This is a genomic window from Tamaricihabitans halophyticus, from assembly GCF_004340875.1.
Classification (GTDB): domain Bacteria; phylum Actinomycetota; class Actinomycetes; order Mycobacteriales; family Pseudonocardiaceae; genus Tamaricihabitans; species Tamaricihabitans halophyticus.
This window is the reverse complement of sequence record NZ_SLXQ01000012.1, coordinates 20,598-46,404: the sequence shown is the minus strand read 5'-3', so window position 1 is coordinate 46,404 and position 25,807 is coordinate 20,598. Positions and strand designations below refer to the sequence as shown.

21 protein-coding genes are annotated in these 25,807 nt (G+C 66.3%); 6 read left to right on the top strand and 15 right to left on the bottom strand.

Going from position 1 to position 25,807, the window contains the following annotated elements; translation table 11 throughout:
• The first annotated feature begins 18 nt into the window (after positions 1-18).
• Positions 19-1,761 (top strand): arginine--tRNA ligase, encoded by a 1,743-nt coding sequence (argS, locus tag EV191_RS22500; RefSeq protein ID WP_132879186.1) that lies wholly within the window; start codon positions 19-21, stop codon positions 1,759-1,761.
• 13 nt (positions 1,762-1,774) lie between these two features.
• Here argS and EV191_RS22495 read toward each other — a convergent pair whose 3' ends face one another.
• Together EV191_RS22495 and EV191_RS22490 are read right to left on the bottom strand one after the other, a co-directional pair.
• On the bottom strand, positions 1,775-3,523 hold the full coding sequence (locus EV191_RS22495) for a hydantoinase B/oxoprolinase family protein (RefSeq protein WP_132879184.1): 1,749 nt from the start codon (positions 3,521-3,523) through the stop codon (positions 1,775-1,777).
• A complete protein-coding gene (locus EV191_RS22490) occupies positions 3,520-5,634 on the bottom strand; it encodes a hydantoinase/oxoprolinase family protein (RefSeq protein ID WP_132879182.1) in 2,115 nt (704 codons plus the stop codon). The genes EV191_RS22495 and EV191_RS22490 overlap by 4 nt, the downstream gene beginning before the upstream one ends.
• Before the next feature lie 162 nt (positions 5,635-5,796).
• Between EV191_RS22490 and EV191_RS22485 the strand changes: the two genes are divergently transcribed.
• Complete coding sequence (locus EV191_RS22485; protein WP_132879181.1) at positions 5,797-6,456, top strand: GntR family transcriptional regulator; 660 nt, start codon at positions 5,797-5,799, stop codon at positions 6,454-6,456.
• A 113-nt stretch (positions 6,457-6,569) separates the two neighbouring features.
• On the top strand, positions 6,570-7,889 hold the full coding sequence (locus EV191_RS22480) for an MFS transporter (RefSeq protein ID WP_207894619.1): 1,320 nt from the start codon (positions 6,570-6,572) through the stop codon (positions 7,887-7,889).
• Here the strand turns inward: EV191_RS22480 and EV191_RS22475 are convergent.
• A complete protein-coding gene (locus EV191_RS22475) occupies positions 7,886-8,758 on the bottom strand; it encodes a class I SAM-dependent methyltransferase (protein ID WP_132879178.1) in 873 nt (290 codons plus the stop codon). The two genes, EV191_RS22480 and EV191_RS22475, sit on opposite strands and share 4 nt — an antisense overlap.
• 88 nt (positions 8,759-8,846) lie before the next feature.
• Between EV191_RS22475 and EV191_RS22470 the strand changes: the two genes are divergently transcribed.
• Positions 8,847-10,334: a PucR family transcriptional regulator gene (locus tag EV191_RS22470; RefSeq protein ID WP_132879177.1), complete on the top strand. Its 1,488-nt coding sequence runs from the start codon at positions 8,847-8,849 to the stop codon at positions 10,332-10,334.
• Here the strand turns inward: EV191_RS22470 and EV191_RS22465 are convergent.
• The 4 genes from EV191_RS22465 to EV191_RS22450 all read right to left on the bottom strand — a co-directional run bounded on the left by EV191_RS22465 (position 10,323) and on the right by EV191_RS22450 (position 15,070).
• Complete coding sequence (locus tag EV191_RS22465; RefSeq protein WP_207894618.1) at positions 10,323-11,510, bottom strand: hypothetical protein; 1,188 nt, start codon at positions 11,508-11,510, stop codon at positions 10,323-10,325. The two genes, EV191_RS22470 and EV191_RS22465, sit on opposite strands and share 12 nt — an antisense overlap.
• Before the next feature lie 132 nt (positions 11,511-11,642).
• Positions 11,643-13,058: a sodium:solute symporter family protein gene (locus tag EV191_RS22460; RefSeq protein ID WP_132879176.1), complete on the bottom strand. Its 1,416-nt coding sequence runs from the start codon at positions 13,056-13,058 to the stop codon at positions 11,643-11,645.
• Positions 13,059-13,115: 57 nt separating this feature from the next.
• Positions 13,116-14,003 carry an arginase family protein gene (locus tag EV191_RS22455; RefSeq protein ID WP_207894617.1) on the bottom strand — a complete coding sequence of 296 codons (888 nt, stop codon included), beginning with the start codon at positions 14,001-14,003 and terminating at the stop codon, positions 13,116-13,118.
• Between the two features lie 128 nt (positions 14,004-14,131).
• Positions 14,132-15,070, bottom strand: coding sequence for a LysR family transcriptional regulator (locus EV191_RS22450; RefSeq protein WP_279388449.1), 939 nt, complete (start codon positions 15,068-15,070; stop codon positions 14,132-14,134).
• 113 nt (positions 15,071-15,183) lie between these two features.
• Here EV191_RS22450 and EV191_RS22445 point away from each other — a divergent pair, with 113 nt between their 5' ends.
• Both EV191_RS22445 and EV191_RS22440 read left to right on the top strand, forming a co-directional pair.
• The gene (locus EV191_RS22445; RefSeq protein WP_132879171.1) at positions 15,184-16,563 is read left to right on the top strand and encodes an MFS transporter; all 1,380 of its coding nucleotides are present in this window, start codon (positions 15,184-15,186) and stop codon (positions 16,561-16,563) included.
• Positions 16,560-18,017, top strand: a complete 1,458-nt coding sequence (locus EV191_RS22440; RefSeq protein ID WP_132879170.1) for an AMP-binding protein — start codon at positions 16,560-16,562, stop codon at positions 18,015-18,017. The genes EV191_RS22445 and EV191_RS22440 overlap by 4 nt, the downstream gene beginning before the upstream one ends.
• Before the next feature lie 38 nt (positions 18,018-18,055).
• Here EV191_RS22440 and EV191_RS22435 read toward each other — a convergent pair whose 3' ends face one another.
• From EV191_RS22435 to EV191_RS22400, 8 genes are read right to left on the bottom strand one after another with little or no spacing between them, the layout of a single operon-like run.
• The gene (locus EV191_RS22435; RefSeq protein WP_132879168.1) at positions 18,056-19,057 is read right to left on the bottom strand and encodes an ABC transporter ATP-binding protein; all 1,002 of its coding nucleotides are present in this window, start codon (positions 19,055-19,057) and stop codon (positions 18,056-18,058) included.
• Positions 19,017-20,042: an ABC transporter ATP-binding protein gene (locus EV191_RS22430; RefSeq protein WP_132879167.1), complete on the bottom strand. Its 1,026-nt coding sequence runs from the start codon at positions 20,040-20,042 to the stop codon at positions 19,017-19,019. The genes EV191_RS22435 and EV191_RS22430 overlap by 41 nt, the downstream gene beginning before the upstream one ends.
• Positions 20,039-20,902: an ABC transporter permease gene (locus EV191_RS22425; RefSeq protein ID WP_243659148.1), complete on the bottom strand. Its 864-nt coding sequence runs from the start codon at positions 20,900-20,902 to the stop codon at positions 20,039-20,041. Before EV191_RS22425 ends, EV191_RS22430 begins: the two co-directional genes overlap by 4 nt.
• Positions 20,902-21,828 (bottom strand): ABC transporter permease, encoded by a 927-nt coding sequence (locus EV191_RS22420; RefSeq protein ID WP_132879165.1) that lies wholly within the window; start codon positions 21,826-21,828, stop codon positions 20,902-20,904. Before EV191_RS22420 ends, EV191_RS22425 begins: the two co-directional genes overlap by 1 nt.
• 15 nt (positions 21,829-21,843) lie before the next feature.
• Positions 21,844-22,926, bottom strand: a complete 1,083-nt coding sequence (locus EV191_RS22415) for a LacI family DNA-binding transcriptional regulator (protein WP_132879164.1) — start codon at positions 22,924-22,926, stop codon at positions 21,844-21,846.
• A 21-nt stretch (positions 22,927-22,947) separates the two neighbouring features.
• The gene (locus EV191_RS22410) at positions 22,948-24,462 is read right to left on the bottom strand and encodes an ABC transporter substrate-binding protein (RefSeq protein ID WP_243659147.1); all 1,515 of its coding nucleotides are present in this window, start codon (positions 24,460-24,462) and stop codon (positions 22,948-22,950) included.
• A 14-nt stretch (positions 24,463-24,476) separates the two neighbouring features.
• On the bottom strand, positions 24,477-24,812 hold the full coding sequence (locus EV191_RS22405) for a hypothetical protein (RefSeq protein WP_132879161.1): 336 nt from the start codon (positions 24,810-24,812) through the stop codon (positions 24,477-24,479).
• Between the two features lie 7 nt (positions 24,813-24,819).
• Positions 24,820-25,785: a DUF6772 family protein gene (locus EV191_RS22400; RefSeq protein WP_243659146.1), complete on the bottom strand. Its 966-nt coding sequence runs from the start codon at positions 25,783-25,785 to the stop codon at positions 24,820-24,822.
• Positions 25,786-25,807: the final 22 nt, after the last annotated feature.

Here is a 25,807-nt window from a genome sequence, read left to right as displayed (position 1 = left end):
AACGCGGAGGTTAGTGCGGTGCACAACGGGGATGTCAGTGTCGAATTGGCGCGCAGGGTCGTGGCGGCGCTGGACACGGCGCTGGACGTGCGCATCACCCCGGCCGAGGCACTGATCCGACCGTCCACCAGGGAAGGCGCGGACTACCAGTGCAACGTCGCGATGAGCCTCGGCAAGCGGCTGGGCCGGCCGCCACGGGAGGTGGCCACCGAGATCGTCGCCGCGCTGGATTCCGCCGACCTCGTCGCGCAGACCGAGATCGCCGGGCCCGGCTTCATCAACCTGACGCTGGACCGCGACTGGTTGCAGCACAGGGCAACCGCGCTGCTCGACGACGCGCGGGTAGGGGTGGCCGCTGTCGAGCAGCCGCGCCGGTTCGCCATCGACTACGGTTCGCCGAACGTCGCCAAGGAGATGCACGTTGGGCATCTGCGCTCGTCGATTATCGGCGACGCGATCGCCAGGCTGCTGCGCTTCGAGGGCCACGAGGTTATCGCGCACAACCATCTCGGCGACTGGGGTACGCCGTTCGGCATGCTGATCGAGCACCTGATTGACGAGGGCTGGACCAGCGACTCCGAGCACACCATCAGCGATCTGAACGGCTTCTACCAGGAAGCCCGCAAGAAGTTCGACGCCGACCCGGAGTTCGCCGACCGCTCCCGCACCAGGGTCGTGCAGCTGCAGGGCGGCGACGCGCGCACGCTCGAGCTGTGGCAGCAGCTGGTGGACGAGTCCACTCGACACTTCGAGAAGGTCTACCAGTTGCTCGGTGTGCAGCTCAGGCCGGAGGACATCTACGGGGAGAGCTTCTACAACCCGTATCTGAACGAAGTGGTCGAGGAGCTGGAGGCAAAGGGGCTCACCGAGCTCAGCGATGGCGCGGTCTGCATGTTCCCGCCCGGCTTTACCAATCGGGACGGTGACCGGCTGCCGCTGATCGTGCGCAAACGCGACGGTGGGTACGGCTACGCCACCACCGATCTGGCCACCGCGCGGTACTGGGCAGGCGAACGCGGCGCCACCGATCTGCTTTATGTGGTCGGTACGCCACAGGCACAGCATTTCGCGATGGTGTTCGCGGCAAGTAGGCAAGCTGGCTGGTTGACCGAGGAGCACAACGCCCAGCACGTCGGGTTCGGTTCGATTCTCGGCTCGGACGGCAAGACCATTCGCACCAGGGCCGGTGGGTCGATCAAGCTCGTCGAACTGCTGAACGAGGCGGTCGACCGGGCGGCCAGCGTGGTCGCCGAGCGCAGCGAGCTGGACGAGCAGGAACGCGCGGCGGTTGCCCGCGCGGTCGGCATCGGCGCGATCAAGTACGCGGATCTATCCGGCGATCGGGAGAAGGACTACACCTTCGACTGGAACCGCATGCTCGCGATGGACGGCAACACCGCCGTGTACCTGCAGTACGCGAACACCCGCATCCTGTCGATCCTGCGCAAAGCCGGCGAGGAGCCGGCGCAGGGGACACCGGTGCTGCTCGCCGAGCCCGCGGAACGCGCGCTGCTGCTGAAGCTGCTGCAACTGCCCTCGGCGATCAGTGCGACCACCGAGAGCTACGCCCCGCACAAGCTGTGCAACTACCTGTACGAGACGGCGACGGCGTTCTCCAGCTTCTACGAGAAGTGCCCGGTGCTCGCCGAAAGCACTCCGCCGGAGCTGCGCCGGTCCCGGTTGGTGCTGGCGAAGCTCACCTCGAACGTGCTCACCCTCGGGCTGTCGCTACTCGGCATCGACGCCCCCACCCGCCTCTAAAACCGCAAGATTCCTAAGGATTGCGGTCACTGCGAGTGCGGCTCCAGTCGACCTGGTAGGTATGCGGGGGCCGGACCAGCGCGTCCGGGGCACCGGTGTAGTCGATCGCCACCCCATAGGTGTCCCACGCCTCGGTGATCGACACGTACCCGTTCACCACGTCAGCCAGCACCGCATCCACCGGACGCGCGAGTGGATCTCCGTAACCACCGCCACCGGGGAAACTCAGCCGCACCGCGGACTCCCCGGCAAGTCGAACCAACTGCTTGCGCGGCAACGCCTCGCCGGTCGACACATCGACGAACTCACCCCGCGCGCCCGGTGCTCCGCCGAGCGCCCCTGGCGCGGGATGCACCACCCGGTCGATATTCGCGTTCACCGTCCACGGGGTATCGCCGCGCCGCCACACCTCGACCACCTGACCCAGCCCGCCACGCTGTTGGCCGGCGCCCGCCGAGTCTGGCCGGATCTCCCGCCGTCCCTGCACCAGCGGGGTCAGCGTCTCCAACACCTCGGTCGGCGCCGCCCGCACCCCGGTCGGGAAGCCCGTCGTGGTCAACCCATCCTTACCCGGACGCCCACCCGAGCCACCCGCGCCGAACACGGTCAGCGTGAACGGCGTGGCCTCAGCGGCCGAACCGCCGCGCCATACCGTCATCCACAACGCGTCCGCGCTCGCCGCCGGTAGCCCACCGGGCACCGCAGGGCGCAGGGCGTCAAACAACAGGCTGGGCAGGAAATGCCCGACCAGATGCCGCGAAGCGACCGGAGCTGGCTCAACGCAGTTGAGCACCGAACCTTCCGGCGCACTCACCAACACCGGTCGAAACGATCCCGCGTTATGTGGCACATCGGGCGCCAGCGCCGCCTTGATCGCGAACGAGGTGTACGCCCTGGTGTAGTTGAGCACCACATTGACGCCGTACGGGGACTGCGGCGAACTTCCCGCGTAGTTCACCTCCACCTGCTCGCCAGTGATCGTCACCGCGACCTCGAGCACCAGTTCCTGCTCGCCGAAGCCATCGGAGTGGGCGCGGGCCCGGTACGTACCGTCCGGAAGTTCCCGTAGCGCCGCCCGCAGTGCGTCCTCGGAACGCCGCATGATCTCCGCGGCGATCGCATCGATATCGCTGAGCTCGAACTCGTCCAGCAACCGGCACAGGCTGCGCGCCCCCACCTGGTTGGCCGCCACCTGGGCGTAGATATCACCCATCGTCTCGTCCGGGGTGCGCACATTGGCCCGGATAATCGCCTCGAGTACCTCGTTCGGTCCTTCGGCGGTGCGCAGTTTGAGGATCGGCAGGCGCAGCCCCTCCTCGTACACTTCGCTGGCCGCAGCGGACAGGATCCGCCCGCCGATATCCGGCGAATGGCAGCAGCTGGCGAACCAGGCGATCAGCCGCCCGTGCAGGAACACCGGGGTGGCCACGGTCAGATCGTTGATCTGGCCAGCTGTCATCCACGGGTCGTTGGTGATCAGCACATCGCCCTCGGCCAGCTCGACGGCCGGATACCGGGCGGCGATATGCGCCATCCCGGTGGCCATCGCGTTGATATGCCCCGGCGTGCCGTGCACCGACTGGCCGATCATCTCGCCACGAGAATCGAATACCGCGCAGGCGAGGTCCAGTGATTCCCGCACCACCGGGCTGAACGCGGTGTTCACCAGCGCGGTCTGCTGCTCGTCGAGTAGCGAGTGCAGGCGGTTGGCGACCAGCCCGACGACGATCGGGTCCGGCGCACTCGATGCCGTGTTGTTCACTGGTGCTCCTCTCCGCTCGCGCCCTGGCGAGTCGCGAACTCGACATGGATGCTGCCGTCCTCGGCCACTCTGCACTCCGCGCCGGGCGGCAACACCAGCGTCGATTCGCGTTCCTCGATCAGTGCCGGCCCGCGCAGCGTGCTGCCAGGGGCAAGCAGGTACCGATCGTGCACCGGCGTGGACAGATAGCCGCCGGACTGCGGGAAGTACGCCTGCCGGCTGCCGCGCACCGAATCGCTGCCGGCCTGCTGCGCCCGCTGGCGCAACCGCGACTTCGGATCGGGGCCGCGCGCGGTGAGCCGCCAGCTGAGGATCTCCACGGCGACCCCTGCCGGCGCGACGGTGCCGAACCGGTGCGCGTACTGCTCGGCGAAGACTTCGGTGACCCTCGCCCGCCAGTTCGTGTCCACTTCCGGAACTGGCACCTCGATTTCGTTGCCCTGGCCGACAAAGCGCATCTCCAGGCTGCGTTCGAACTGGATATCCGCCTCGGGAACCCCGGAATCGGCAAGCAGTTTGGCCCCTTCGCCGGCCATCGCGGCGAACAGTTCGCTGGCCACGTCCAAGCGGACCTCGTGCAGCTCGGCGTGTTTCGACCGCACCAGATCGATCGACATTGGCGCGGAAAGGAAACCGAGCGAGCTGAGCACGCCGGCTGCCGGTGGCGCGATCAGTCCGGGGCAGCCGAGTGCTTGCGCGACACCGGGACCGTGCAGTGGACCATTGCCACCGGAGACGAACATCGGCAGCTTCGCCGGGTCCTGGCCGCGCTCGATCGCGTGCACCCGCGCGGCATTGGCCATGTTCTCGTTCACCGTGGCATGCACGCCCCAGGCAGCCTCGGCCACCTCGATCCCCATCGGTTCGGCAAGCTGCTGGCGAATCGCCGCCGTGGCCGCGTCGATGTCCAGCCGCATCGCGCCGCCGAGAAACCGCTCCGGATCCAGGTAGCCGAGCACCAGGTCCGCGTCGGTCACCGTGCACTGGGTGCCGCCGCGCTGGTAGCTGACCGGGCCCGGCTCCGAACCAGCCGATTCCGGACCGACGGTGACCAGGCCGAGCGAGTTCAGCCGGGCGATCGAACCGCCGCCGGCGCCGATCTCGATCATGTCAATCACCGGGGCGCGCACCGGCAGCCCGGAGCCGGCGCGCAGCCGGTACACCCGGTCGACCTCGAAGGTATGCGTGATCAGCGGCCGGTCCCGCTCGACAATGCACAGCTTGGCCGTGGTGCCGCCCATATCGAAGGCAAGCTGGTCGGGTACGACGTTGGCCTTGCCGAACGCGACCGCGCCGAGTGCCCCGCCGGCAGGGCCGGACTCCAGCATCCGGATCGGGAATCGCCTGGCGACCTCGATCGCGGCTACCCCACCGTTCGACAGCATGATCAGCGGGTCGTGCCGCAGGCCGAGCTCCCTCAGCCGGACCCGCAGATCAGCGAGGTAGTCCTCGGCGAGCCCCTGCACGTAGACGTTGGCAAGGGTGGTCGACGCCCGCTCGTACTCCCTGATCTCCGGGTTCACATGGCTGGACAGCGCCACCCGCAACCCCGGCGCGACTTGCTGCAAGACCCGTTTGGCCGCTTGCTCGTGCGCGTCGTTCACGTGGCTGTGCAGGAAGCACACCGCGACGGCCTCGACGCCCTCCGCGGCCAGCTCACCGGCAAGCATCCGCAGGCGTTCCTCGTCCAGCGGCTGGGCCACGCTGCCATCGGCGAGGATGCGCTCGGGCACACCGAACCGGCGCCAGCGCGGCACCAGTGGGCGGGGAAGCTCGAGGTCGAGGTCGTAGAGCTCGTAGCGATGTTCGCGGGCCATCTCCACCACATCGCGAAAGCCCTCGGTGGTGATGAGTGCCGTGTGGGCGCCCCTGCGCTCGATCAGCGCGTTGGTCACCAGGGTCGTGCCGTGCACCACGGTGGCCACATCCGCGGCGTCCAGTCCGTGCTCGGCGAGGGTGTCCCGCAGCACCGCTTGTACCCCGGCTGCCGGTTCGGCGTGCGTGGTGAGCGCCTTGCCGACCGCGACGATGCCGTCGTGCTCCAGAATGCAGATATCCGTGAACGTGCCACCAATATCGATCCCGATACGCAACTCGCGAGAAGCGGACAAGATGACCTCCGTCAGCGGACCGTAAGAACTGGACCCGATGCCGAGCAGCGCGGCCACGGCTATCGTCGACTCCGTCGTATCTCTGTCAGACTATGCTAAATCGTCGGACGATCCACAACCCTGCTGGACAACGGATCGCCGGCTGACCGAAGGGGGCCGTGGATGAACGCCCGGAAAGACGGGTCGGCAAGCAGGGCCGCCGCGGCGCTGCGCGCCCAGATCATGGATGGCGAGCTGGTATCCGGCACCCGACTCTCCGAGGAGCAGGTCCGCGAAGCGCTCGGCGTTTCCCGCAGCACGCTGCGCGAGGCCTTCCAGCTGCTGATCAGGGAGCGGCTGCTGGTGCACGAACTGAGCAGAGGCGTCTTTGTCCGCGAACTGTCCAAATCGGATATCTCCGACCTGTACCGGGTGCGGCGGCTGATCGAATGCACGGCGCTGCGCAATGTGCACAGCATCCGGCCGGAACAGCTGCAACGGCTGCATGAGGCGGTCCGCGACGGCAAGATCGCGGCGGCCGAGCAACGCTGGGGACTGGTGGCAGCGGCCAGCGTGCGCTTTCACGAAGCGCTGGTCGGCCTACTCGGCAGCGAGCGGCTGGATAGCCTGATCAGCGAGATCCTGGCGGAGTTCCGGCTGGCCTACGCATTGATGGACGATACGGAGACGTTCCATTCGGCGTTCCTGAAACGAAACGCCGAGCTCGCGGACCGGATCGGCGCCGGCGACCTGGATGGCGCCGCCGAACTGCTGGAGAGCTACCTCGCCGACTCCGAGGCGGCCCTGCTGCCCCGCTATGAGCCCCGCGGGCGCCGTAGCTGAAATCCGATCTTGCGGATCGTCGGACGATTTCATAGGGTCAGCGAATCTCCAAGCCCGCACCCTCGCGGCTCTCTATGCTGTGGAGAGCCAACGACGGCTCCATGGGAGGTCCCATGACGACCACCGATCCAACCGCAGATTCGGCCGCGCGAAAGCCATCGCCGGGAATGCTTCGCAAGGCCACCATCGGCGCCACCATCGGCAGTGTCGTGGAATGGTTCGATGTCGCGGTATACGGCTATCTCGCGGCCGTGCTCGGTGTGGTGTTCTTCCCGACGGGCAATTCGACAACACAGTTGCTCAGCTCGTTCGCGGTGTTCGGGGTTGCCTTCGTGGTGCGCCCGCTCGGCGGGGTCTTCTTCGGCACGCTCGGCGACCGGATCGGCCGGCAACGCACGCTGGCCTGGGTGATCATTCTCGTCTCGGTGGCCACGCTGGGCATCGGGCTGCTGCCGACCTACGCGGCCATCGGGCTGGCCGCGCCGATCATGCTGGTCTTCCTGCGCCTGTTGCAGGGCTTCTCGGCTGGCGGCGAGATGGGCGGCGCATCGGTGTTCGTCACCGAGTTCGCCCCCGCCAAACGCCGTGGCTACCTGGTGAGCTGGGTCGAGATGGGCTGCATTCTCGGCTTCCTGCTCGGCTCCTCGGTGGTGCTGCTGCTCAACGTGACCTTGACCGAGGAACAGATGCATGGCTGGGGATGGCGGATTCCCTTCCTGATCGCCGGGCCGCTCGGCGTCGTGGGGCTGTATATCCGGTCCAAACTGGAGGAAACCCCGGAGTTCGTCGCGCTGCGCGAGCGGGGTGGGGTATCCAAACGGCCGCTGCGCGAATCGATCACCCAGCACTGGCCGGCCATCCTGCGCACCGCCGGGTTCGCCTTGTTCCAGAACGTGGCACTCTACGTGATCCTGACCTTCATGCCGACCTTCCAGTCGGAGACCCTTGGCTACTCTTCAGTGCTCGCCTCGGTGTCCTCGGTGCTATCCATGATCGTGATCTGCGCACTGATTCCGCTGACCGGAGCACTTTCCGACCGCTGGGGACGCCGACCGGTGCTTGGCGCGTCCTGCGTGCTGACCATCGTCGCCGCGTACCCACTGTTCCTACTGATGGACCAGGGCAGTCCGACCATGGCAGTGCTCGCGCATATCGGGCTCGGCATCGTGCTGGCGATCTTCCTTGGACCGACCCTGATCGCGATGAACGAACTGTTCACCACCAAGGTGCGGTACGGCGGGTTCTCCCTCGGCTACAACATCTCGGTGTCCGCCTTCGGTGGTACCGCGCCGTTCGTCGTCGTGTTGCTTGTGGACCAAACAGGAAACAACGCCGCACCCGGCCTCTACATCATCGCCGCCGCGATCATCACCCTGCTTGTGGTGTTCCGTACCGAAGAAACCGCGCCGCGTAAGCAGAAGAACGAGGTCTAACTCGCTTCGACGAGGTACGCGGGCCGCCACCAGTAGTCGTCCAGTTTGGTGGCCCGCACCTCGGCGAAACCGGCCGAGCGCAACTGTTCGCACCATGCCTCGATCGGCTGCTCCCAGTTCGTTCGGGCGCCACTCGCGGTGAACTTGCCGAGCAGCACCGGAAGGATGAAACCCTGCGCGACCAGCTCGCGGTCCGCGTCGTACTCCAGTAGCCCGCGCTCGACCCGGCGCAGGAAATCCGCGAACCAGGCCGACTCGAACGGCTGCTCCTCGGTCTCACAGTCGAACTCGGTGAGCACCAGCGCGTCGCTGTGTGCGCGAATCCAGCTCAGCGTTTCGAGCCATTCGGCTGGCGGCAGCGACTGCAGGGCAAAGGTTGCTTCGGTCAGTGCCCAACGCTCGTTGCCGTGCTGCCGGATGAACTCACCGATACCGGAGTAGAACGCGCGATGCTCGATCCCGCGTTCGGTCAGCGCGGTCACGGTTTTCCCGAGTAGTTCGGTGGAGGGCTCGACCAGATCCACTCCGGTCACCCGGTCGGTGAGCGCGGGCAGTAACGCCAGCCCGTCCCCCACCCCGATATCCAGTAGCCGCCCTGGCCAGCGCTGCTGTGCGGCACGCAGTGCTGCCGAGGTTGCCTGGTAGAGCTGGATATTGCCGCCGCCACGGATGTAGGAGCGAAACGCCTCCGGCGCGGCGTAGACATCCGCCCGGTCCGCCGTGGTGTCCAGGTAACGCACCAGTTGGCGGGGGAACTCGCGCTCCGGAGCGAGCGTTGCCGCCTGCCGAGCCGCATCGATCGCGGGCTCCGGCGAACCGTCCACATGCGCACGGATAGCGGCATACAGCGCCGCGTCAGCATCCTCCATGGCGTGGACGTTAGCCGCACGCACCGAACCGGCACAATCCGAATCGGCATAGTCTCACGTGGAGAACAGGCGCAAGCTGGGAGGCGCGATGGCGGTCACGATGCGACACCTCGTTTCGGTGCCGGAGCTCGGTCTGCGGCCGGTCGCCGGGCATGCCGGCCTGGATGGCGAGGTCACCTGGGTACATGGCAGTGAGGTGCCGGACCCCACGCCCTGGCTCACCGGCGGTGAACTGCTGCTGACCACCGGGGTGCGCCTGACCGAGCCTGGCGAGCTCGCACAACTGTGTACTCGGCTGGCCGGCACCGGGGCCGCGGGGATCGGTTTCGCCACCGGAGTCGCTTTCGCCGAGATACCGATGGAGCTGCGTGAGCGGGCGGATCAGCACGGCCTGCCGGTCGTCGAGGTGCCGTATGAGACGCCCTTCGTCGCGATCGCCAAGGAGCTGGCGAACGAGCTGGCAACCCAGCGAAACGAGGCCCTGCGGCGCGCCCTGCATTCGCATCGCCGGCTCATCGACGCCGCGCTGACCAGTGGTGGCACGACCGGTGCGAACGCGGGCGTGGTTGGCGAGCTGGCCAGCCTGCTCGCCGGCTGGTGCGTGGTGTTCGACACCGCGGGCGAGGTACTCGCCTCGGCACCGGAAACCGCGAGCCACACCACGATTCCGGATTCCGCCGAGCTCACCAGGCTGCGCGCTGGCGAGATCGACTCGATGGGCATCGCTGGGCCACACGGCTATCTGGTCGGCCACCGGCTCGGCGCTGGGGACCGTGGCCGGGGTCTGCTGATCTCCGGCCGGCCCACCCCGTTCGGACCGCCGGAGCACGCGATCGTGGCTGCCGCGGTTTCGCTGCTCGGCCTCGGCCTCGAGCAGGCAGGGGCGGCCGCGGCGCAGGCCCACCGGGCACGCAACGAGCTGGTGGTGCAACTGCTGCACGATGGCGTGGAAACCGAACTGGCCAACCGGCAGCTTGCCGACTGGGGACTGCGGCCCGATCAGCTGCGGGTGGCCGCCATCGCCGAACCATCCACTGTAGACGACGAGGAGCTTCGGGAGATCGTGGCACGCAGTGGCGTGACCGCCGTGGTCGCCGCCGAACATGGGGGGCAGTTGCACCTGCTCGGCAACGAGCTGGACCCGGCGCTCGCGGAACTGCCCGCGGAGAATCTCGGTCTCAGCGAGCCAGCCGCGGTCGGTGAGCTGGACTTCGCACGCAGGCAGGCCATCCAGGCAGCACGGATCGGCAAGGGCGAAGGCAAAGCGATCACCAGGGCGCAGGAGCTGCGCGCGATGCAGCTGCTGCGTAACCTGCGAGCGGACGAATCGCTCGATGTGTTCATCGCCCGCATCCTTGAACCACTCGGTACGGACACCACGCTGATCGAGTCGCTCCGTGCCTTCCTTGACGCGCACGGATCCTGGCATCAGGCGGCCCGCCAGCTTGGCATTCACCGGCATACGCTGCGTGCCAGGCTGACCCGCGCGCAGCAGCTACTCGACCGCAATCTGGACTCGCCCTATGTTCGCCTCGAGCTTTCCCTCGCGCTGCACGCGCACGAGCTACTTGGCTGACTCGCGCACCTTCGTGAACGGCGCGGGCGCCTCGCCGGTCCACTCGTGCAGGTACACCTCACCGTCTTCCTTGGCTTGGCCATTTTCCTCTACTGGGCCGTCTTCCTCGACGGGGCCGTCTTCCTCGACCGGGCCGCCTTCGGCGAAGTAGTAGTAGCCGTTGTCCAGCGACACGATCCCGTAGTCGCCGTGGAACTCCCAGCCGTAGGTGCCGCTTTCCGGATCGTGCAGGCCGTCTTCCACCAGGCTCAGCAGCTCGCCCTCTTCCGGCTCCGGCTGGCCGACGATCTCGCCGCGCTGTGGTTCGGCTGATCCGTCCACCATGAAGAACGAGTAGTTCGGGAACTGCTCCTTCTCGCCCTCGTACACGGCCATGAACCAGTTTCCGGTGTATGCGTCGTATTCCAGGTTCTGCACGCCGTAGGTGGTGTTCCCGGTGTAGGCAAAGTACTTGCCACCCGGTTCCTTCGGGCCGCTGCGGTGCGGCTCGTCCTGCCGGAGTGGCCGCTCGTACTTGCGCCAGTTCGCTACGTCATATTCCAGGATCACCTGGTGATCGTTGTCCGCGCGTTCGGTGTTCGAGTACACCCCGTAGGCGACCATCAGTTTCTGTTTCCCGCCGCTCTTGCCGAACTCGGGGCCGAAGGCGACGCCGTCGATACCGCTGCAACCGTAGCGGTGATCTGCGGTATCGGCGGTGTCCCCATCGAACTGGCCATCACCGTCCATATCGGCGGTGTAGTCGGCAACGACCTCGTCCAGATGTACGGTGCTGAGCACGCCGTCGGTTTCCGCGTCCATACCTACCCGATCGATCTTGCGACCGTCGAAGATGGCGATGTAGAAGGCTTCTTCGGCTTTGTATTCGAGCGATCCGTAGATCCGGCCGTCCTTGGCGTTGAAGTCGAGGTCACCGAGGTGCCCAGTCAACCCCTCCACGGTGCCGATCAGGTTGCCCTCGAGGTCGGTCTTGACCAGCATCTGGGTGAACGACCAGTACATATGGCCGTTCGCTTCGTCGAGCGCCACGCCCTGTAGGTGACTGGTTGGCCAGGTGCCGCCATGAATATGTTCCGGCAGCTCTGGTTTGCTTTCCACCGCGGCACTTGCCGGTGCGGCGATGGTCAGCATGGTCGCGGCGATCCCAGCGGTAAGTACGGCCCCGAACTTGCGCAAGGCAGGTCCTCTCCTCGAAGGCGAATTCCCGACATCGCAGGACATTACGGAATACCCGCTACTTGTGCAGCCAACAAAAAGATGAACATTCCTCAGCCGAACCCGAAACCGCGAGATCCCTGGAGAACGCGGTCAGGCGGACCCCGCTGCGGTCTTCTCCGCCGGAGCCATCCGCAGCGGCGGCGCCGGCTCCCGCTTCACCAGCAGCGCGACGGCCACGAACGACACCAGGCTGGCCAGCAGGCCATACATCACCGGCTCGTTCGCGTACAGCCCGAACACCACCATCGACCCGATACACACCGCAGCACTGACCACCATCGACACCATCGCGGCAAGGGTGGACGCCCGCCGCCAGAACAGCGCGCCGAGCACCGGCACGAACACCGTCGCGGCAAGCAGATCCGCGGCAACCGTGACCGCACCGACAACACTGCCGACCGCGAACGAGATCACCAGCGCGATCAGCCCGATCAGCACCAGCGCGATCCGGTTCGCGCCAACCCCGAGCTTACGGCCGGCGCCGAACTTGCTCGTCGCGAACAGGTCGTTCACCAGCACGGTGGACGAGCCAAGCAACAGCCCGCTCGCGGTGGACATGGTCGAAGCCAGCGCCGCCGCGATCACCAGACCGAACAAGCCAACCGGCAACACCAGGTCGGCCACCCTGGCGTACGCGTCGTCCGGATTGGACAGATTGGGCAGCAGCACCTTCGCCGCGGCGCCGACCAGTGCGCCAACCAGGCCGTAGAACGCGCAGTAGGCCCCGGACGCGATGCAGCCCCAGAACGCGACCCGCTCGGTGCGCGCGGTGAACACCCGCTGCCAGTTCCCCTGGTCGATCATGAAGCCGAAGAAGAACAGCAGGAAGTACGCGAAGATCGTGCCGATCCCGATCCCGGTCGGCGAGAAGTAGAAGTCCGGCAGTGTTTCGGCCATCCCGGAGAGCCCGCCGGCCTTACTGATCGCCAGCGGCGCGAGCACCAGCAGCACACCGACCGTCTTCACGCAGAACTGCACCACATCGGTCAGCGTCACCGACCACATCCCGCCCGCGATGCTGTACACCATGATGATCGCCCAGCCGAGCAGTACCGCGGTCGACGCTGATACGTCGAGCAGCACGGTCACCACCGTGCCGATCGCGACGACCTGGCCAACGCCGACCATCAGCGTGTAGAACACCACAACCAGCCCACTCAGCCGTCGCGCGGACAGCCCAAACCGCAGGCCAACGAGCTCGGACACGGTGTAAAGGCCCAGCCGGGATAGCCGCGAGGAGAACAGCAGGCCGATCGCGGTGATACCAAGCGCGAGCATGAACACCAGCGCCATCCCGGAAACGCCGTACTGGTAACCAAGACTCGCACCGCCCACGGTGGATGCTCCACCCAGTACCACTGCGCTCATCGCGCTGGTGTACATGAACGGGCCCAACCGCCGACCAGCGACAAGGAAGTCATCCGAGCCACGCGTCTTACGCAGCCCGATATAGCCCGCGATCAGCATGCCCGCGAAGTACGCGGCGATCACCAGATAGTCGAGCATACCTACTTCCTCCGCTCGAATATGTCCACTTGGGAATGTCCACTCGCGCCGGTTGGACTACGGCTTGGCGCCGTGTACCGCGAAATGCACCAGCAGATAGGCGGCCAGATTGCTGGTCTGGTCGTTCAGGTCGGTCAGCGGGTTCACCTCGGTCAACGCCATGCCGTGGCACAGCGGCGCGAGCAGCCGGACCGCGTCCAGCGCCTGCCGGGAGGTGAGCCCACCCGGCTCGTGCGCGCCAGCGCCCGGTGCGTGCGCGGGGTCGATCACGTCGATGTCGAAGGCGAGCACCACCCGATCCGCCCCGGAGACCTGCGCGCGCACCTCGTCCACCATCGCCGGCACGCCGCCCTCGTGCACCCGCACGGCGGGAATGTTCGCCAGCCCAATGGCTTCCCGCGCGGCCAGCGAGCTGGGGAAGTTGAAATGCCGGGAACCGATCTGGATGCTGCGCTCCGGACGCACGTTCGGCAGTTCAAGCGCACGGCGCATGCCAGAGGAATGACTCCACCTGCCCTGCTGCCGGTTCTCGTCCATCATGTCCAGATGCGCGTCGAAGTGGATCACGGCGACCTCGCCGGCGCAGTGCTCGGCGACCCCACGCACCGTGGGATAGAGCAGCGAATCGTCCCCGCCGAGCAGCACCGGAACCCGGCCCTGTGCCGCGCTGCTGGCCACCGCCTCTCCCGCGGCGACCAGGGTGGCGTCCAGATCGTGCGCGACCGTATCCGCGTCACCGCGGTCGGTGATCAGGTCGGCGGGAAACGGGTGCAGCGCGGCGTCATCCAGGCAGTAGATCTGATCGTTTTCCCTGCGCTGCAGCATCCAGGCAAGCGACTGCCGGATCTTCGCCGGCGCGTACCTGCTGCCCGGCCAGCCAAGTGTGGCCGCACCGTCGTAGGGCGCTCCCCATACGTCGAAGCGCCGAATCGGCTCCGCTGCCAAGGTTCCTCCCATGGGTGTAGTCGTGTGCGAAACACCCTGGCAGCGGGGTTGGTGATGCACAGCCTGACATCATGGCGTGCGATCGGCGGCACACACGCCACTCTGTATATCCCCATGGGGTCCAGTCGCTAGCGTCCATCGGCGGGTCGGCTCAGCTCGGTGACCACGATGCGTACCAGGTCACCGACGATATCGCCGGCCAGCTCGCGATCCGCGCACCATGCCGCATCGGTACTCAGCCGAACCTCCACCCCGTCCACCGGCAGGATCACTACCGGTTCGCCGATGAACGCCTTATGCGTGGCGCCGAACTCCAACCCGACGAAGGTGAACCCATGCCCACCGGCGACCATATGCGCCAGGTCGTTGAGGTTGTGCCCGTCCACGGTGTTCCGCTTGTCCACACCATGCCGGCTAAGCAGCTCATCGGTAGGCCGGTAAACGCCCGGCGCCGCGTCGTACCTGATCGACACGTAGGGCAACTCGGTCAGCTCGCCGAGCCGCACCGACTCGCGCCCGTCGAACCCGATCCCAGCGGGCAACGCCACGCCCGACGGCTGCGAGTCGAGACGCAGCGTGCGCACCCCCGGCTCGGTAGTCCTACCGTGCACGAACGCGATATCCACCTCGCCCGCCCGTAACGCCTTGAGCAGCGGTCCACTGCTCGCCGGCTTCAGCCGGACCACGATATCCGGCGCTGCCCTGCCGACCGCGTCCAGAAACGCCCGCCGTAGAGCGGGCGAAACGTCGGGTGCTACGCCCACTCGCGCTACCCTGCTGGCTGGCGATTCGGCCGCGGTGACAGCGGCGGGGACCGCGTCGAAGCGCTCGACCACATCCCTCGCCACCGGCAGCAGCGCCTCCCCGGACTCGGTCAGGGTGACCCGGTGATGCGCCCGGATGAACAGCGCTGCGCCCAACTCCCGCTCCAGATCACGGATCCGCCTGCTCAGCGGCGAGGTGGCCATATGCAGCCGCGCAGCCGCCCGGGTGAAGTTCAGTTCCTCGGCCACGGCCACGAAGTAGCGAAGGTGCAGTATCTCCACGCTGACCAGGGTAATGACCACAGCGGTCATAGTGGGTGCGCGAATTGGTCGTAGTCGGCACGGGCAACTGCGCCTAGGGTTTGGCACAGCTCATCCATCCAGGCGACAACGAGGTCGACAGCGAGGTCAGGGCTATGAGCAGTACGAATCCATCGAACCTGTCCACCGCCGATCGCAAACGGGTCCGCAGAGCGGCATTGGCCGCGTTCGTCGGCACGACCATCGAATGGTACGACTACTTCATCTTCGGCACCGCGGCCGCGCTGGTGTTCGGCGGGCTGTTCTTCCCTGACCTTTCACCACTTGCCGGTACGCTCGCCGCGTTCTCCAGCTTCGCGGTCGGGTTCATCGCGCGACCGATCGGCAGCGTGGTCTTCGCGCATTTCGGGGACCGGATCGGTCGCAAACCGATGATGGTGTGGAGTCTCGCGCTGATGGGCGCGGCGACGGTACTGATCGGGCTGCTGCCGACCTACAGCGCGATCGGCATCCTTGCTCCGATTTTCCTTGTGCTGCTGCGTTTCCTGCAGGGCCTCGGGGTTGGTGGGGAGTGGGGCGCGGCCGCGCTGATGGCCGTCGAGCACGCACCGGAGGGCAAGCGCGGGCTGTACGGCAGCGCGCCCGCGGTGGGGGTTCCTGCCGGCGTGCTGCTCTCCAGCGGGGTTTTCGCGATCATGTCCGCCACCACCACGGACGCGCAGTTCGAGGCTTGGGGCTGGCGAATCCCGTTCCTGCTCAGCGCGGTACTCATCGTGGTCGCCACGATCATCCGGCTGGCCGTGGAGGAATCCCCGATCTTCACCGCGGAGGTCAAGGAGCGCGCGCAACCAACCAGGGTGCCGATCCTGGTGCTGCTACGCGAGTACCCGAAGACCGTGGCGATCGCGACCGGGCTGTTCATCTCCGCCAACGCCACCTTCTACATCGCGAGCACCTGGATCGTCTCCTATGCCACCGGTGATATCGGGCTGGACCAGACCACGGTGCTGAACGTGATCTCGCTGATGGCCGCGATCGGCATCGGACAGAAGATCCTGTTCGGCGGCATGTCCGACAAGGTCGGCCGCAAACCGCTGTATGTCTGGGGCGCGATCGCCTTCATCGTGTTCGCCTTCCCGTACTTCTGGCTGATCAACACCGGCGCACTGGTGTGGTTCGCGCTCGCGGTACTGATCGCGGAGACGATCCGCAGCGTGGTCGGTGGGCCGATCGCGGCGATCTACTCCGAACTGTTCGACACCAGGGTCCGCTACAGCGGCGCATCGCTGAGCTACCAGCTCGCCGCCATCCTGGGCGGCGGCATCGCACCGACGATCTGTACCGCGCTGCTCGCCTGGGCCGGTTCGTACTGGGCGGTTTCGGTGTACATCATCGTGCTCAACGTGATCTCCCTGGTCTGTGTCCGGCTGCTGCCCGAGACCTACCGTGGTTCGTTGACCAGTACGCCGAGCAAGACCGGCCAGCCGCAGGAAGGGCAGCCGCAGGAAGGGCAGCCGCAGGAAGGGCAGCAATGAGCACGGCCCAGCCAATCGGTCGGATCCTGCGTCAGCTCGCCGAGGAAGATCCCGATCGGCCCTCGGTGACCTGCGGGCAGGACACCATCACCAGGGCCGAGCTCGAATCCGAGTCGAACCGGCTGGCCAGGGTGTTCGCCGAACGCGGCGTCGGTATCGGCGATCTGGTCACGGTCAGCATGCCGAACTCGATCGAGTCCTATCTCGCTTTCGCCGCGGCGTGGAAGTTGGGCGCGATCCCGCAGCCGGTCTCGCACCGGCTGCCCGAGTTCGAACGCGCGGCGGTACTCGAACTGGCCAACCCCGCGCTGGTGGTGGGCGCCGAGGTCGCCGGCCGGCCGTGGCTGCCGGCCGATTTCCGCGCACCGGCCGAACTGAGTGCCGCACCGCTGCCGGACCGGGTTTCGCCGGCGTGGAAGGCGCCTACCTCCGGCGGCAGCACCGGGCAACCGAAGATCATCCTGTCCGGGCAGTCCGGCCTGCTCGACCCGGAGGAAGGCGCGCAGCGCCGCCGGATGCGCCGCGATGACGTGCAGCTGGTGCCCGGCCCGCTGTACCACAACACACCGATGACCTACTCAGGTCTCGGCCTGTTTCTTGGCATGCACCTGGTCGTAATGTCCAAATTCGACACTCTGGACACGTTGCGGGAGATCGAACGACACCGGGTCAGCTATGTGTGTCTGGTGCCGACCATGATGAGCCGGATCTGGCGTACGGTCCAGGACAATCCCGGCCGCTTCGACCTGTCCAGCGTGCGTACCGTCTGGCATATGGCCGCGCCCTGCCCCGCCTGGCTGAAAGACGCGTGGATCGAGCTGGTTGGCCAGGACGCGGTGTGGGAGCTGTACGGATCCACCGAGGCGCAGGCGGTGAGCACGATCGGCGGGCGGGAATGGCTGACCAGGCGCGGTTCCGTGGGCCGCGCGGTGACCGGCGAGTTCACCGTGCTGGATGCGGACCGCCGGCCGGTTGCGCCCGGCGAGATCGGCGAGATCTTCGCCCGCCGCCCCGCGGGTGCGCCGCCAACCTATCGCTATATCGGCGCGACCGCGAGCTGCGCGGGCAATGGCTGGGAGACCGTGGGGGATCTCGGCTGGATGGATGCGGACGGGTATCTCTACCTCAGCGATCGTCGCACCGACCTGATCCTTTCCGGCGGTGCGAACATCTACCCCGCGGAGGTGGAGGGCGTACTCGACGCGCATCCTGCGGTGCATTCCTCCGCGGTCGTCGGACTGCCCGATGCGGATCTCGGCCAGCGGGTGCACGCCGTGGTACATGCCGAGGGCGCGGTGACCGTCGCGGAACTGCTGGCACTGCTGCGGGAGCGCCTGGTGCGATACAAGGTGCCGCGCTCGATCGAACTGGTCACTGAACCGCTCCGAGACGACGCGGGCAAGGTCCGGCGCAGCGCGATCCGCGACGCGGCCGCCCGCCGCCAGCCCCGCTAACCTTAAGGAACGCGGTTACGAAGCGTGCGCGCTGGCGGTCAGGTGGGCACGGTGGGGCGCGCGAAATGGCAGGCCACCAGATGCGGCCCGCCGCGCTCGGCCAGCTCCGGGGTCTCGGTGGCACAGCGCGGTTCGGCGAGCCAGCACCGGGTGCGGAACCGGCAGCCGCTCGGCGGGTCCGCAGGTGATGGCGTATCCCCTTGCAGCACAATCCCTTCGGTGTAGTCATCGGTCCAGTCATCCACGCTTGGCGCCGCGGAAAGCAGTGCCTGGGTGTACGGATGCCGAGGCTGCTGATAGATCTCCTCGGCGGTACCGGTTTCCACGATCTGGCCAAGGTGCATCACCGCAACCCGGTCAGCGATCTGCCGCACCACACCAAGATCGTGCGTAATGAACAGGTAGGCAATGCCCAGTTCTTCCTGTAGCTGCGCGAGCAACGCGAGGATCTGCGCCTGAATCGACACGTCCAATGCGGACACGGCCTCATCGCAGATGATCAGCCGCGGCCGCACCGCGAGTGCCCGCGCGATACTGATCCGCTGCCGCTGCCCACCGGAGAACTGATGCGGATACCGCCCGGCATGCTTCGGATTCAAGCCAACCTGCGCCAGCAGCCTGGCCACCTCCGCTTGCCGGTCCGATTCGGCGACCAGCCCGGGGTGTACCCGCCAACCCTCGGCGATCAGCTCGCCAGCCGTCATCCGCGGATTCAGCGAGGCGAACGGGTCCTGAAAGACCATCTGCACGTTCTTGCGCAGTTCGAGGCGACCAGCGCGATCCAGCTTCGCGGTGTCCTTACCCGCCACCAGGACCGTACCGGATCTCGGTCGCAGCAAGCCGACCACGCTACGCGCCAAAGTGGACTTGCCACATCCCGATTCGCCGACAAGACACACGGTTTCGCCTTCCCGGACCGTCAGGTTCACCCCTGCGACGGCGGCGACCTCGGCACGCCTGCCAAGCAGACCGCGCCGGACCTGATAGCCGGCAACAAGGTCAGCCGTGCGCAGCACCGGTTCCTCGCTTCGTTGGTTCACCGGTCAACACCTCCTCGGCGAAATGGCATGCGCTTTCCCTTCCTGGCGCGACAACCCGCAGCTTCGGCCGCTCCACCGTGCACCGCTCCCGCGCGATCGGGCAGCGCGGGTGGAACGCGCAACCCGCTGGCAGCGCGGAGATATCCGGCGGCTGGCCATCGATCGGCCGCACGGATCCCGCTGTACCACGCGCTCGTGGGCTCGCCGCAAGCAGACCTGCCGTATACGGATGCGCCGGCGCGGGATAGACCTCGGCGACCAGTCCACTTTCCACCAACGTACCCGCGTACATCACCACGACCCGGCGCGCGCTGCGCGCAACCACACCGAGATCGTGGCTGATCACCACCAGTGCGAGTCCATCGCGCTGCCGCTGCCGGAGCAACCGCAGGATCTGCGCCTGCACGGTCACATCCAGCGCGGTGGTCGGTTCATCGGCGATCAACAGTCGTGGCTCGAGTGCAAGCGCCATCGCGATCATCACCCGCTGCCGCATTCCGCCAGAGAACTGGTGTGGATAATCCCGAAGGCGGGCCGCTGGATCCGGAATACCCACCTGCGCCATCAGCTCGACGGCTGCCTGCCTGGCACGGCTCCGGCCCCAGCCACGGTGCCGGCGAAACATCTCGGCTATCTGATACCCGACCGTCAGCGCAGGGTTCAACGCGCTGAGTGGGTCCTGGAAGATCATCGCCAGTTGTTCCCCGCGTAGCTGCTGCCAATCCGGATCCGCCAGTCCGGTCAGCTCGGCGCCGTCGAACCGGAGATCTTCGGCCCTGACAGTCGCCTGCTCGGGAAGCAGACCAAGCACGGCAAGCGAGGTCATGCTCTTGCCGCTACCGGACTCGCCGACAATGGCAAGGGAATCCCCTTGCGCGAGCGTAAAGGACACATCGCGTACCGGTTGGACGGTTCCGGCCGCACCCTCGATCGCGACGTTCAGCCCGCTCACCGTAAGCAACGGTGCTTCTTCGGTCGCCGTCATGCCCGCTCCCGTTCGCTCGGGTCAGTAACCTTGCGCAGTTCGTCGCCAAGGATCCCGACACAGACAACCACGATGGTCAGGGCAAGGCCGGGTACCGCGGCGATCCACCAAGCCGAGGACAGATAGTCCCGGCCGTTGGCGATCGTCGCGCCCCAGGAGGCCTGATCAACGGGTACGCCAAGGCCAAGGAAGCTCAGCGCCGCCTCGGCCACCATCGTCAGTCCTATCTGCACCGTTGCGGCGACGAGCAACGGCTGCACGCACGCCGGGAAGATGTACCGCCACATGATCCGCAGATGACCGACCCCGAGCACCCGTGCGGAATCCACGAACTCCCGATCCCGCGTTTCCAGCGCGGAGCCACGGACGACCCTGGCGAAGATTACCCACCGAGTGACGGCGAGCGCGATGATCACGTTGAGCACACTCGGCCCGAGCACCCCGGCAAGCAGGATGGCGAGCAGGATGCTCGGGAAAGCCAGCTGGATATCGCCGATCCGGGAGATCACCGTATCGGTCAGCCCGCGAAAGTAGCCGGCGAGCATACCGAGCACGAGCCCGGCAAACCCGCCAATCAGCACCGTAGCCAGCGCGACAAGCAGTGAGACCCGAGCACCATCCAGCACCTGCGCCAACACGTCCCTGCCGAGCTGATCGGTGCCCAGCGGCGCGAGACCGCCTTCACTGAGCGCACTGCCCGGCGGCAGCAGCCGATCCGCAACACTGGTTGCCACACTGTCGTAGGGGTACAACAACGGCCCGATTGCCGCGCATACCAAGAAAAGCCCGAGGATGCCGGCCGCCACCTTGGCTCTGGGACGCATCCGGGTTACGCGTCGAGCCTGTACCGCCGCGGTCATCACACCGCCTCCAGACTTATCCGCGGATCCAGGTAACTGCAGAGCACATCGACGAGCAGATTGAGCAGGATGTAACAGGCCGCGATCAGCACGATCGCGGCTTCTGCCACCGCGTAATCCCGGTTGGTGATGGAGTCGATCAGCAAGGAGCCGATCCCCGGCCAGGCGAAAACCACCTCGATGATCACCGCATCCGCGATGAAGTTCCCCAGAATCAGCCCGAGCACGGTGACCGCGGGAGTCAGCGTGTTGCGTAGCACGTGGACGTAGAACACCACGCGTTCGCTCATGCCCTTGCTCCGCGCGGTGCGCACGTATTCCTTGCCCAGCTCCTCGAGCGCGCCGTTGCGTACCAGGCGGGCCAGCCAGCCGAGGAACGGCAGGGACAGCGTGACGGCTGGCAGCAACAAACCCCAGATCGTGCCATCCGCCGTACTCGGCAACAGGTTCAGCGCGCTGGCGAAAACCAGCACCAGCATGATGCCAACCCAGAACGACGGTAGCGCCTGGCCGACCAGCGAAGAGTAGGAAACCAGTCGATCGCCCCAGCCACCCGCGTTACGCGCGGCATACAGCCCCAACGGGAAACCGAGACCGATCGTGATCAGCAGCGCGGTTCCGGCAAGGGTGAAGGTCGCGGGCACCCGTTCGAGGGTGCTACTCAGCGCATCCGCGCCCAGTCTCCAGGATTCGCCGAAATCCAGCCGCAACAGGTCGGCCAGATGGTGCAGATACTGCAGGAAAAGCGGTTCATTGAGGCCGAGTTCGGTACGCAGCGCGGCCAGTTCGGCCTCGCTTGCCTGGCTGCCAAGGATCAGGCTCGCCGGGTCACCCGGAATCACCCGCAGGGCAAGAAAAACTATGGTGATGGCACCGAAGATGAGGAGTACCGCGAGGCCGAGACGGCGGCCGATGAAAGCGATCATAGCCACCGCCCCTGATCAGTTCCGCGCGGTGGACTCCCTGGTGCGCAGTTCCGGGAGTAACCGCAGTTTTCGAGGATCACCGGTGTTCTGGGCACTGTCATAGTCGTGTTGACCTTTCATCCGCTGCAACAGCAGATCGATCGCGGCCGAGCCGATATCCGAAGCCGGCAGGCCGACAGTGGTCAGCGGTGGGTTGAGGTAGGCGGCGAATGGATGGTCACCGAAACCACCGACCAGCACATCCTCCGGCACCCGCAGGCCCGTTTCCTGAGCGGCGCGATACACCCCGAGCGCGAAGTAGTCGTTGCCAACGAGCACCGCATCCGGGGTTTCTGGTGCGGCGAAGATCTCCTGTGCGACCCGATAGGAATCCGCCGGATCCCAGGGAAGCGCGCTCGCCTCGTGCCGCCTGGTCGGTACGGAAACTATCGAACCAACCGATTCCGCGAGGCCGTGCTCGGCGAGCGCGGCCTGGAACCCGTCGATCCGGTCGCGCACCGCGGTGATCGGCAGATCCTCCTCAAGCAGGCAAACCTTGCGAGCACCGGCAGCGAGCAGATGGCTGGTCGCCTGCCTGGCGCCCTCCCGGTAGTCCACGCCGACGAAGTCCAGGCCAAGTTCGGGTAGATCCCGGTTCAGCAACACCAGTGGCAGACCGGAATTGTGCAACCGCCCCCAAGCGGCGTGCTCGCGGGAGGCCGGATCGCCCTGTACCGGAACAACGAGTGCGCCGTCCACGCCCCACTGCAGCAAGGTTTCCGCAGCCGTCCGGTCATCTTCGGCGTTCTCTTCGGTAACCAGCAGCATGAACGAGTATCCGTGTACCTTCCCCCGCTGCTCGATAACGCTGATCAGCTTGGCGTAGAACGGGTTCGACGGGTTGGTGATCACCAGGCCGAGCGTCATCGCGGAACCACGGACCAGCGAGCGGGCCAGGGTGTTCGGCACATAGCCAAGCCGGTCCGCTTCGGCGCGAATCCGCGCGCGCGTCTCCTCGCCGACACTGTCCTTTCCGGTCAGCGCCCTGGACACCGTGTTGACCGATACCCCGAGGGACACCGCGATGTCCTTCAAGGTCGCTCGCCGCACCTCGTTCACGTCAAACCTCTCCTGTCGCGCTCACCCCGACAGCGTGACCGGACGCAGATCCGGCTGGTTGCTCGGCGCCGGCACGAAGCCGTGCACGCCGGACCGCACGCCATACGAACTGTTCAGTGCCGCCGGGAAGATACCCGCCGCATCATCCCAGACGAGCCCGCAGGCCTGCGCGTAGAGGCGTTCCCGCTGGTCCTGATCGGACACCCGGGAGGCGGTTCGCAGCAGCTGGTCCAGCCGCTCGTTCCGGTACCCAAGCCGCTCGGCCTCGCTGTGGTACAGCCGGCCGAGCGTGAAATCCGCGTCTCCGGTGGTAACCGTGTTCGTCTGCAGTTCCATATCCCAGTCCAAGGCGTTCAGCCGATCCAGCCAGTCCGCCTTCTCCAAGCTCTGCGGCTCTACGGTGATCCCGACCTTCGCCCATTCCGAGATCAGTGCCTCGGCCAGCTGCCGGGCAAGCGGCCCGGTCGTGTCGAACCACATCAGCGAGGTGCGGAAGCCGTTCGGGTAACCGGCCGAAGCCAGCTCACGCTTGGCCAGCTCCGGATCATGCTGGTATGCCGGTTGTTCGGCATACCCGAAGACGGTCTTCGGGATCGGTGCGGTCATCACCTCGGCGCCCTTGCCGAACAGGTTGCGCACGATGCCAGCGACGTCCGCCGCGTGCCACATCGCGCGCCGAACCCGGGGGTCCGTGAACGGCTTGCGAGCGCAGTTGAACCAGGTGAAGTAATAGACGTAGCTCGGCACGGTGTGCACTTCGACATTGTCCGCGCCGTCAAAGGCAGCTAGCTGATCCGGCGGGATCGGCCAGAGCAGATCCAGCTCGCCGGTGCGCAATGAGGTGATCTGACTGGACGTTTCCGGGATATACGGCAGATTTACCTGGTTAACCTTGGCCAGCTCACCCCAGTAGGTCTTGGCCGGCTCGAGGTTCAGCCCGAGCGCGGGGGTGAACGAGGTGACCCGGAACGGTCCGCTGCCCACCGGCTGCCGGAAGAAGTCCGGACTGTCCAACTGGTCAGCTGGTAGCACGAAGAGCAGGCTCAGGTTCACCGGCATCGTGCCAAGTGGCTCAGTCGTGCTTATCCGGACGGTGTGCTCACCGTCCACAGTGACGTCTTCCACCGTGGTCCACAGCGCCGACTGCGCGGTGTCCGCATCCCGTACACGCAGCAGGGAGGCGCGCAAATCACGCGCGGCGAGTTTGCTGCCGTCATGGAACTCGACGTCCTCGCGCAGGCTGAGTTCCCAGGTCAGCTCGTCCAGCTGGCGCCAGGACTTCGCCAGGCTTGGCTCGATTCCGGCATCGGTGCGCCGTGTCGGCGTATCGTAGATCAGCCGGCAGGCGAGCAGCGTGCTCTCATCGACACTGCTCGGTCCGTGCGGATCGAGGTCGTTGATCGGTTGGGCGAAGGCAGCACCCAGTGCCTCGGCAGCGGCCGAAGAGCTGCCGCCGAGGTCGCACCCACTGAGATAGGCCATCGCCAGCCCAGCCCCGCTGATCCGCAGAAAGCCCCGCCTGCTGACGGTGCCCACCTGAGACATCGTGCTCAGCTCTTCAGTGTCAGGTAGATCAGCACTTTGACCCAGTCGTCAGGAGACTCGGTGCTGCCGCGCACGCGCAGCCACTGACCGAACTCACGTACCGGCCAGGACACCACCGAATCGGCGCCCGTAACGGCTTGCGCTTCCCCGATATCGCACCAGTTCAGCCCGTCCGGGGAGATCTGGCCATGCAGGTTGAGCCGAGCGGTAGGGCTGGAGGCGTCCAGCACATGCACGAACCAGCGGGCTTCACCAGCCCAACCGGCTTCGTGCGGTTCGGTGGCGAAATCGCCGCGCAGCACGGTATAGCGCTCCACAACGGCGGCGTGAGACTGTCGCATCGTTGGCCTACCAATCCACGGAGATCAGTACGGAGTCCAGGTAGAGGAAGTTCCGTACATTCGAATGCGTGCGGGTGCTGACGTAGAAGTTCAGCAGATTGTCCAGCGAGTCATAGGTCTCCGCGTACGGCGGCACCGGAATATCCCGCATATCAAAGATCTGGTCGTTGACTTGCAGCTCCACATTGCGGCGCAGGCTGGTGTCGATCTGCCAGCGCAGGTAGTGCCAGTTCACCTTGGTGGGAACTTCGTTGTAGCAGAACGCTTGTGGTTCACCGAAAGTCCGCCAGTCCGCCGGATCGGGTGCGGTGAAATCGTCGGTGTAGCTGAGTTTTGCCTTGCCCTCCAGGTGTTCCCGCGGGGTCGGTTCGGGAACGACCGGATAGATCCACCGCCTGGTGAACTCGTTGTTCAGATCGGTGTTCTGGTAACGAGCCACGCAGTGATAGCGCAATCCACCGGGATCGCAGATATCGGTGGCCACGGTGAACGCACCGAACTGCTGTTCCGAGGGGTGGATATTGCCGTCCCACTCGCCGGCACCGGCCTGCTCCCACACCTGGTTCTCCGCCGAGCCGGCCTCGGCCTTGTAGGTGAAGTAGGTTTCGAACTGTACGAGCCCTCGACCGCTCATAGTAAGGCGGCGAATGGCGACCCCGGTGTGCCCGGCGATCGGCCTGGTGGCGACCTTCAACGCGTAGTTGCCGGACATCGCGCCATGCGTACCAACGTCGAAGAAGGTGCACGAGCTCAGTTGCGGTGGCCGGAAATCGCGCATGTGGTCATCGACGGTGTCCAGATTGCTGTAGCCGTCGTGGTTTCCGATCAGTTCCGTCCAGCCATGCGTGCCGGTTTCGAACTGGTCGTAGGCGAGGATGCGGGGCAGCGGGTTGAACCGGGACAGCTCCGGGTTCGCCAGCAGCGCGGCACGCCGGAACTCGTCGGCTGCCACCCGGTCATTGTTCGTAGCCAAGTCATCTCCTGGCAGTGATCTA